This is a genomic window from Limnobacter litoralis, from assembly GCF_030160455.1.
Taxonomy (GTDB): domain Bacteria; phylum Pseudomonadota; class Gammaproteobacteria; order Burkholderiales; family Burkholderiaceae_B; genus Limnobacter; species Limnobacter litoralis.
Genome location: NZ_BSOJ01000011.1, coordinates 1 through 10052, shown reverse-complemented (window position 1 = coordinate 10052; position 10052 = coordinate 1). Strand labels below are relative to the sequence as shown.

The 10052-nt window shown below is 48.4% G+C and carries 5 protein-coding genes and 1 pseudogene; all 6 read right to left on the bottom strand.

The window, feature by feature from the left end; all coding sequences use genetic code 11:
• Positions 1–266: 266 nt before the first annotated feature.
• Positions 267–644: pseudogene (locus tag QQJ87_RS05845) on the bottom strand (transposase); the annotation flags it as partial.
• Between the two features lie 216 nt (positions 645–860).
• On the bottom strand, positions 861–3659 hold the full coding sequence (locus QQJ87_RS05840) for a bifunctional YncE family protein/alkaline phosphatase family protein (protein ID WP_284280525.1): 2799 nt from the start codon (positions 3657–3659) through the stop codon (positions 861–863).
• A 365-nt stretch (positions 3660–4024) separates the two neighbouring features.
• The gene (locus QQJ87_RS05835; protein ID WP_284280524.1) at positions 4025–6070 is read right to left on the bottom strand and encodes a TonB-dependent receptor; all 2046 of its coding nucleotides are present in this window, start codon (positions 6068–6070) and stop codon (positions 4025–4027) included.
• 266 nt (positions 6071–6336) lie between these two features.
• Entirely contained in the window at positions 6337–7701 is a 1365-nt protein-coding gene (locus tag QQJ87_RS05830) for an alkaline phosphatase family protein (RefSeq protein ID WP_284280523.1), read from the bottom strand.
• A gap of 18 nt (positions 7702–7719) precedes the next feature.
• Positions 7720–9174, bottom strand: a complete 1455-nt coding sequence (locus tag QQJ87_RS05825; RefSeq protein ID WP_284280522.1) for an alkaline phosphatase family protein — start codon at positions 9172–9174, stop codon at positions 7720–7722.
• 527 nt (positions 9175–9701) lie between these two features.
• Positions 9702–10052: hypothetical protein (locus QQJ87_RS05820; protein ID WP_284280521.1), on the bottom strand; the 351-nt coding region annotated here is incomplete at its 5' end.

Below are 10052 nucleotides of genomic sequence, written 5' to 3'. Positions count from 1 at the left end.
TTTGAGCTGGAATGACTGTCCAGTTTCAGCCAGAATCACTGTCCAATTTGGTCAGAATAGGCAGCAAATATGCTTGAACTTGTAACGCCCTTGAATGCGAGCACAGTGATCTGATCGGTATTAAAACCCTTTTGCCTGAGATCTTTAACAGCTTGTTCCGTACTGTCTTTCAAGCTTTGGGGATTGGATTTTTTATAGCCTATGAACTGCACTGGCATGCCTTCCACAGGGTTGGCACCAATCAATTCGCTTGCATGACCTGGCTCGATGACATCTAGTACACGTTTGGTCAACTGTTTGTCTTCAAGCAAACGGCGAAACTTCAGCAGGGTCGTAGCATCAGGCGCTTCTTCCACACTCAGATCAATGCCCACAAAATTGCGGATGGCCATGCTGTCGTAGATCGCATCTTCAATGCCTTCGTCGGACAGACCAAAGCACTGCTGGGCGATGTACATGCGAAGCATAGTCTCCAAACCGCGAGGCGGACGACCTGGGCCCGTGGGCTTGGGGTAGTGCGGCTCAAGCTCGGCAATCAACTCTTTCCAAGGCGTAATACGCTCAATCTCCGTAAGGAATCGATCACGCCGAGTCTGGCGCTTCTTGCCGCTGTATTCGGCTTGAGAGAAAGAGCGTTGCTTCATGGATTCTGGATGTGATGGCGAATTCTCAAGTTTACTCAACTCCGCGTAGACCCAAGGGAGTCGGGGGAATAAATCAGTGTGTCCCTAAGTCACCATCGAGCATGGATAGTATCAATATGGTGACTTTAGAGTTGAAGGTGAAAATAAAAACCCCACCAGCACATCTAGACCGGGTTTTCAGTGTGACTTGAAATATTTACACCTTCAAGAAAGAGGCTAATCATCGTCGTCTTTTCGGGAAGCCACCAGATAATAGCGCAGGGCCTTTTTCGCCAAGGAGGGATAATTACGCAGGGTCTTAAAAATCGCCATCGCGTTTTCGGCCCGATTGTGTTCATAGGCTGACTTGTTCGGCCCAGCAGCGCGGAATTGAACAGGCAAGCCTTTGACCTCGCGGGCATAGCTGTACAGCAATCTATCGCTGATTTCCGCCGGAATCACGTCCGTTTTATCCCATGGCAGCAAGCTAGACATGGCTGCCATTGTGGAGTTCTGGGTCACTACCGCAGCAATGTCCTGCTCGGGCTGGATGGCTGAGTATGGTGTGTTGTCAGGTGTCTCGGCGAATGCGTCGTACATGGGGGTGGCCATGGCGTCATAAGTAGACAGTGGGTTCATACCCAGTATCAATTCGATGGTTCTGAACATGGAGTATTGGTCGTAGCGGGTCTTGATCACTTGACCGCCGTGCTTGACCCAAGGCCCGATCACAAAGGCGGGCGCGCGATGTGCGTCCACGTGATCTGCACCATCCTGTGCATCGTCTTCCATTACGAAGATGGCTGTTTGTGGCCATATGGGCGAGTGCGAAAGTATGTCGACCAGTTGCCCTACACCAAGATCATTGTCGGCAGCCATACCGAACGGATCGCGAGTACCCACTGCAGTGCCGTTGGTGTGATCGCTGACCATGATCATGTAGTTGAATTGCGGAACGCCGCAGGCTGTCGTACCCAGCGTACTGGCTTTGCAACCTGCCACTTGGGTGGAGAAATTGGCATTGAATGCATCAATTCGCGAGAGCGCCAGTGGTGGAGTTTTACCCAGACCAGAGTCGAACGCGCAAAGTGGCGTGTTAGGTGCCTGAAAGGGTCCAACGGACTGATAGCTGATGCATCCCAGATAAACGTTGCTGGCGTAAGTGGCACTGCCAGGGCGAGGCAAAGATGGATTAATAAGGGAGTTTAATCCCACAGGTAATGCGGCATTTGTATTGAGCAGCACCTTTGCAAATTGGGTTCGCTCGGGCTCACCACCCAGAGGGTTTGCACCACCCGACAGTTCACCGTAGTTGTGAAATGAGATGCCTTGCGATGCCAACTGGTCAAAAATGAAATACTTTGGCGGAAATGAGACTGGCACAACGCCTTCTTCATTGCCAGGCCGACCACGCCCCGAATAATCCGTATGCATGGACTTCAGACTGTAATTGGTTGCGTAAGCGCCGGTTGTAATTATGTGGCCATCCACACTGACTTCACTGTTCTCGAAGAAGTGATCCAGCAATACGAACTGACGTGACAGCGCGTGTTGATTTGGAGTGACACCATTGCGGAGACCCACGCCCGGACGTGTTTTATCGACCGTTGGGCAGTTTTTACCACAGTTGTCTCCCATCAATTGCAAGGAAGGGTCACCATCTCCACGGGGGTCAGCACCGAACATTTGGTCGTAGGTTCTGTTTTCTTTAACCACCAAAAACACGTACTTGATTTTGTCACTTGGCAGATAAGAAGGAACGCCGTTGACATTTTTGATCAAGGGTCCGTGAATCGGAGTGTTGGCAGGAGCCTGAGCCACGTGATTTTCAGGGTACATGTCGGCATCTACAATCGGCTGCAGTGCCTTAAAGCCTGAGTCATCTGGCAAAGGGGTAACACCAACCTGGCCAGTCAACATATCAGGCACGTAACTTGGGTAGGGGCCTTTCAATGGATCATTGTTGAGCCTAGCAGGAAGTGCTCCGCCGTATTGTGGATTAGGACCGGCGCCCAGGCCTCGCGCTGTGTTGTAAACCAGAGTGCAACCATCATTTGTGACACCCACCCCGGTTGGATAGCTGGTGGTTGGAATTTTGCCGATGATGTCATAGGCTTTGGTCTGACCGCTGCTCCGATCTGAAAGCGCAATCGACACAATTGCGTTTTCACCGGCGTCGGCCACATAAAGCGTGTTGGCATCGGGCGACACGGTCAAATCGATCGGCTGCGCGCCGAACACACCTTCTTTGCGCTGAAGGTTAATGAACTTTAGCAATTTGCCAGCATTTTCATCAATGACGGCCACGCCATCCTTGTTGGTCACTGCCACATACATCAGGTCTCGTTTGGGGTCTTGGACGATTCCTTGCGGCTGGGCGTTTCTGTCACCAAACGGTCCCCCAAGACCGGTGATGGTTGTCGGCAGGGGGTTGCTGGTGGTGGATTGACTCAGAGCAATTTTACTGATCGAACCGTCGTAGGCATTCGTCACGTAGGCGAACTGACTTTGCCGGTCAATCGCAACGCCGAAGGGGTAATGCCCTACCTGTACCAAGCGGTTGGCGTTGTTGTTTTTTAAATCAAAAATGACTGCTTGGTCTGCAAGTTCCAATGCGACCACAAGATAGTGGCCATCGGGGCTGACCGACAGCCCGACCGGGAAACTGTTGATGTTTGGATTGGGTGGGAGCCCGTACAAGCGGCCATAACCACCGTAGGTTTTGGGTAGGCTAATCGGAGGTTGCTCAGACGCAGTGCCGTCTTGGGCGACGTGAAAGACGTGGATCACATCCCCATTCGCACCTACGTTGGAGCTTGACTTCACCACGCCCTGAGGTTCCCCACTAACATACGCGGTGCTGCCATCCGGTGAGAAAGCCACTTGGCCGTAGGTACCTGGTATCGGCAGAACCTGTTTCACCTTTTGATTGCTTACATCAACAATTTGAACATCGTTCAGCCCGTGCCCCGCCGACACAGACCAGAAAAAGCGACCATCAGGCGTTAGCTTGCCACCGGTCGGAAAGTTGCCCACATTGACCAAATTACCTATTGGTTGAAGTGGGAGGCCAGAATTCGTGTAAGTGAACTTTTTTTGTGGGACAGGAACGGTATTTCCACACACTGCAGCCACGGTGGGCACTGTGGTTTGTGTTGGGGAGATTTGTGACCCAGACACTGTGGCAGCAGAAGAGACAACGTCGGCAGATTTACCGCAGCTAGATAAGAGCCCGATACAAACCAGCGCAGTGGCGGAAATTCTGAACAGAGACAAATGTGATGTGAGGGAAACTGCTTTCATGATGAGATCGTGATTAACTTTTTAATTCTGTTTTTACTTGAAAAACAGGCCTGTAGATGCGGGACTTTTATGAATTATTTGTGACAAACCTTGGCGTTTCAGAACGGGACACTCAGACTCACAGCCAAGGCTCTTGGTTGCTGAATATTCACGAGATTGGGACCCGCAACAGAGGGGCCTGCAATATCAGTAACGGAGTGTTGATTTAATAAATTGGTGACTAGTAAACCGACTGTCGAGGGATCGTGGCCTGCATCGTTGGTGAATTGGCGGAAAATCGATAGAGAAACAGAGCGCCAGCCGTTCATCAAATAATTGACGCCCTCAGATGATCCTTTACGGCCCTGGTATTCTGAGCCCACAATTTTTGTGAACAACGCACCACTCCAAGGTCCGTAATAAGTTGACAAACCTGCAACGCCGAGAAATGTGGGGGCCAAGGGCAGCCTGTCGCCAGCTTTCTGGACCGAGCTTACAATCCCGCTGTCTTCAAAGGTAGCAAAGATCCGGGCATAGTTCCCAAAGATCCGGACTCTCGAAACGGGCTCTGCTTTGAATTCAAGTTCCACACCTCTGTAGCGCACGTGGCCGAGATTGGTGAAAACCGTATTTCCGTTGATCGAGCTGGATGCGATAAAGTTATTTACACGAATATCGTACAAATCCGCCTGAAGATATCCGCCTTTTAACTGCTGAAACAACCCCAATTGACCTCCACGGGACGTCTGCGGAGATGCCTGGTTGCCCATTAGGGGCTCTTTTGAATAAAAATATGCTTGGCTGGGCAGTTGAGCACCTTTTGCCCACTCAATATAAATTTGTACATCGGGGCGGAATTTCCAGCTCAATCTAGAATCAGGTAAAGCGCTTGAGTACTTCTTTGTTAATTCAGAAACGCCAGGCAATCCATTTGGTAATACTGCAGCAGTTAATCGACGCTCGGTTTGCTGGATTTTAAGGCCTTGAGAAAAAATGAAGTCTTGGGCCAACGGAATCTGGATTGATGCATAAGGTTGAAAAACAGTTAACTCAGAAGTGAAGTCAAACAAGACCGGACTGTTTTGAAATGTGGGGGAGTTATAAGGCTGCCCAGTCGTGAAATCGATCGATTGCCTATAACTGGATTCACGGCCCTGTTCCATCCAGACGCCACCGGAAATATCTGTCTGGTGGCTCAAACGATCCCGCCATTTTAAATTCAGTCCGTAGGTTCGATAATTTGTAGAGGTCAAACGACCCGCGATGTCATTTTGATTTGCTCCCGTGCCCCCAATTGAAGAAGAGGTGGCGCCCCCTGCCAAACCTAAACCGCGATTTCTGTAGGAATAAGAATACCCAAGCAATTCAAGGTTCTGACCGTCTTTGAGTAGTTTCTCAAGCTTGACATAACCAAAGTCACCAGACCGTTTTGTTGCAGCATAGCCAAAATAATTTGGATTGCTTGGGTCACTTGAAAAGCCCGCGCTTGCCCCATTAGCAGCCAATTGATCTGTGGTGACCATGGGTGGATTGTAAAAGTGGTAGTCGTTGGCAAAATAGAGAAGTGTAAGTACGCTGTCCTCACTGACTAAAGTTTGCGACTTTAAAAGCACATTGTCTTGACGGCCATTCGATCTGGCAATACTGCCGTTTGTTTGCGAATGTTCGGCTCCCACGAGTACACCAGTTTGACCAACTTCTTTGGGTTTACCTGAACTGGAAATCAACCCCGAAGTGAGTGTGCCAAAGCTACCAAGCGATCCGAATACTGCATTAGAGGCAGGATCATGCAATTCGAGAGTTCTCAGATTGATCGATCCTCCAATGCTGGCCAAACCCAATGCATCTGCCCTTCCGGGGCTTCTATCTACGCGGACTGAGTCAAGCGTGAAGGCTGGAAAAAATGAGGTTGAGTGATGACCTAAAGTGTCTAAATCGGCGATTGGAACGCCATCAACGGTGAGGTTGAATTGGTTGTCGGTAAAGCCTCGTAGCGTCACATTTTTTGCAGCATCAAAACCGTCTCCATTCGGGGCCGTGCTGAGATAGGAAGGGGTCAAATTGGCTATAGATCCATAGTCCGAAGTTGGCGCAAGCACCCTGCTAAATAGGTCCCTGAGTACAGTTGAACTTGGTAACTGGTGTTGAGCAAATTCGTTCGACAATGAATCTTCCATTCCGGCAGAGTCGACAACTCGAACCTCGGGTAACACTGATTGACCAAAAACCTTCGAAGAGTTTATAAACGTGATGCAAACGAGAAGGCTCAGTGCTAGGCAGGATCTTGAAAAGTTTAAACGCGCCATGAACAACTACGATTATGAATGACTATTGGAACACAACCTCCCCAAGTGGCTGAGAACGACCACAGCTCTCTCATTTACGCAGACTCATGTGATCAATAAGGTATGGTGCAACTCGATACTGCCTTTTAGTGCTTGAAGATATCTTTTCCAAAAGTGGTCAGCCCACTCTGGGCTGCCCACCCTAAATGCGACAGATTAAATCCATCCTCAACACTGCGAAGCAAACTGTAGTGGTTGTATGCAGTCTGACTGACCGTACCTGGCTTGATGAAAGGGCTAATCATTACTGCGCCAACTTGCCCACCACCGAACCCCACAATTCCGGGCAAGGGGCTATCAATCGAAACATTGGGCAAGGTGCTGCAACACGAAGCAGCTTTTCCTGTTATAGGGTTAAATCCTGTGGGAGATGGATTACCTGTGAGATCAGCCTCATCAAAAGTTACAATTAGCAGACCACCAGCTTTGAAGGCTGGAGAATTGACGATGGTCGGCACGACCCGCTTAAGGAAGGCATCGGCAGAGACCAAACCACCAGGGTCACCGTTCTTGCAAGCGGTGTCATGGCCATCGTTACAGAGGTTTGGCACGATAAAGTTAAAATTTGCAGTGGTGTCAGGCGACTGCAGATCATCCCGTAAGCGGTCCAGGTTGACTACATGTTGATTGCATCGGTTTTGATCATCGATGATGCTGTGAAAATAAACAAATGGATTGTGACGAGTAGCGTATTGATCTGCAGCGGTTGCACTTTGAGTGTTGTCCTGGGAATTAATCGTTGGATGAGCACAAGTGGCAGCCTCTCGGTTTTTGTCTTTGCCCATGTCCTCCATGTATCCCATCCAGCTGAATTTTTTCTCCTCCAACTGATCAACAACCGTCTTCACAAAAGCTGGATAGACACAACCAGAACCGATAGCTTGTCCATTTGGATCGACCAGATTGCTATTGCCAATAAAGTCTGAATAAATCTGGCAGTCGGCCTGAGTCTGGGAATTTGGACCCTGACCGCTTATCATCGCCAAGTAGTTGGGATTGCTGTTGTGCGCAACGCCGTAGTAATTTGGCACAAATGCGCCCATGCTCGTAAGCGTCTTCGACAAATATGGAGCCGGACTTGACTCACCAAATGTAGTGTTGAAATCTTTGTTTTCTAAAACAATAACAAAGACATTACACACAGCACTCATGGGATTACTAGGATCGAAGGCTTTCCCACGGCAAATGGGCTTTGGATCGGATGGAGCAGCTACTTCACCATCGCTTGGCTGCTCGGTTGAGCTGACCTGATTCGCGGTGGTATTGGCTGGAGTAGTAGAAGCCGCGTTGGATGGGGCTAAAGTATTCGAAGATAGCGCATTAGAACTATTGGTGTCCGAATTACAACCAGACACCATCACAGCCCCAAACAGCATAGCTGTAGCAGCCCAAACGATGGGTACTCTGCGGGGAGGCCTATTAATGCTAAACATCTTAAACAACATAATCATTTAACCTCAAATACGTTTTTACAGCGCAAATCCGAAACGTTGGGCCATGTCATAAAGGGTGGAGAGCGGTGAACTGAGTATTTTCTGTGCCCCACTGTTGACTGCATCGACTGCGGGGGTGGTCACCTGACTTAGCCCCTGATCAACTTGTGAATTACCACTTGGGCAGGTCAGTCCAAACACACCTTGGGCCACTTCAAACACAGGAGGATTGGTACGAGCTGGACTCGTGAAGTCCAAAGCGTGAGCCAAGTTCACAGTATCGCTGAGCAAAGCGCGGGGCCCTAGCGGCTCTAGATCAAAGCGCCAACGCAAAAGTTCATGAATGGAACTCGGATCAAAAGGCAATTTGCAAACATTGGCCGCTTTGACTTTGGGCCCTAATAGGATGCAAGGAGTGCGAAAACCAAGACGCCCATCATTGCCAAGCTGCTCCTCTGCGGCTGATACCGGTCTAACGGGAGGAACAACGTGATCTGCAAATCCGCCCCATTCATCACACACCACCACCATCAGTGTTTTATCCCATTGAGGGCTGTTGCGCAGCGCTTCGTAGATTTGATTCAAAAAGATTTGGCCATTTCTTACATCGGCATGAGGATGATCGTCATTGGTCACACCGTTATCCTCACCTCCAAACTTGGGATCAATCATGGAAAATGAGGGCAACTGACCGGCTGCCGCTAATCCATAAAAATCGGACACTGGACGAGAAATACTTAAGAGTTTCTGCCCAAACAAAGCAGTGAATGGGATGTCAGAAAAGAAATAATTGGCAGTGATGTTTTTTGCAGCCAGGCGATCCCAGATCGAGGGTATCGAAATCGTTGCTGAGGTGTTGCTTAAACGATCGGTCTCACTGCAATGCAAATAGATTCTGTTTGGGTATGTCTCAGACAGGATGCCACTGAAATAGTAATCACACACCGTGTAATTGAGCGTTGCTTCTCGGTGGAAATCGAGATCTTCGGCACCATAGAATCCAATCGGAAAGAGATCACCTTCGGTTTTATTTGTATCAGCGGAGAGCAAGAAGCCGTCCATCTTACCCCCATTCAGGTGAATTCGACCCGCTTCATAACTGTGATTTGGATCAGCTTTACCGCAACCTTGAAATCCGTAGTCTGGGTTCTTTGACAATTGAAAACTGTCTCGCCTTTTGCCAAAGGCATCCATGAACCGCCTTCCAGCTTGCATACCTTCTGCTCCTGGGACCCAACCCAGGAAGTGATCAAATGATCGGTTCTCCATAACCACCAATACAATATGATCTATTCCGGAATCGGTTGGATTTGGAAGCGGTTGCTTAGGCAGGGCCATACGATCGGAGTAGGACATACCATTTCGCACTTCAGACGGATTGATACTCATTCCAGCAGTAGAACTGACCAAACCAGATGGAGAAGAACCTCCCATACAGGCACTTAAAGTTCCTGCCGCTGCAGTAATTCCTATAAATTCACGTCTTTTCATGGTTGTTCTCGGCACAAATTATTGAATCGCGCTCTTTTTACCCTAAGAAAAGACAAACGGATTTGTTTTTATTAGAAAATGAATATTAAATTTTTGTTACAAAAAATCTAGATGAATATACCTATATCTAACTCTTAAATAATTTTGAATTAGAGTTTATTTTCTAAAATAAGGTTGATTTGATTTATTGGTAAGAATAAAAAGAAAATCGACCATCTAACCAAGGTACCGTCAGTCGCCCAAATCATCAACATCACTCGATGCAGATCGAAAACGAGGCAGCTGAATATTTATTGGAACGATTGGACCTGTGCGTAGCCACCTTGATGAGCTTGACCCTATCGGCAAGATTCAATAGCTACGAGCCATGCAAACCCTTTATATCAGGGTCAGTCGGAGGTGGGCCGACCACTTACAAAAAAATGGGCACACCTCAGTGTGCCCAGGTAAGGAGCCTAAAAGGATTCCGAAATCACAACAAAGTCGTGTTTGTAAGATATCATCGGGATATTACATTTATAAGACTTTTATTCCATCTTCTGAGTCTGACACTTTAAACTATATTCCCTTGAGTGTTTCATCAACGGCAGCACAACTTTCCAACTTAAGCAGCCAACCCTGCCAGACCAAGATATGTTCAGAAACCTCGCTTTTTTGAGCAACTGATCGGATTGTTTCATTGCAATCAAATGTACAGAGCTATGAACAAAAGCATCTTTATTTCCTTCGGAATCCCACAAGCTCAACGTCCAAGCTTGATGGCCGAATAATTCCCTTCGCATTGAGAGTGCTAGCAGACCAGGCTGGACTTTGTGACCTTGCCCTCGTTTAATGGATACGTTAACTCGAACTATGCAGCCTTCCCGTTGAGGGATTTG

What these genes read in the sequence shown, in the direction of transcription:
- QQJ87_RS05825 (WP_284280522.1), bottom strand. Translation starts at nt 9,174, where the DNA reads ATGAAAAGACGTGAATTTATAGGAATTACTGCAGCGGCAGGAACTTTA.
- QQJ87_RS05830 (WP_284280523.1), bottom strand. Translation starts at nt 7,701, where the DNA reads ATGATTATGTTGTTTAAGATGTTTAGCATTAATAGGCCTCCCCGCAGA.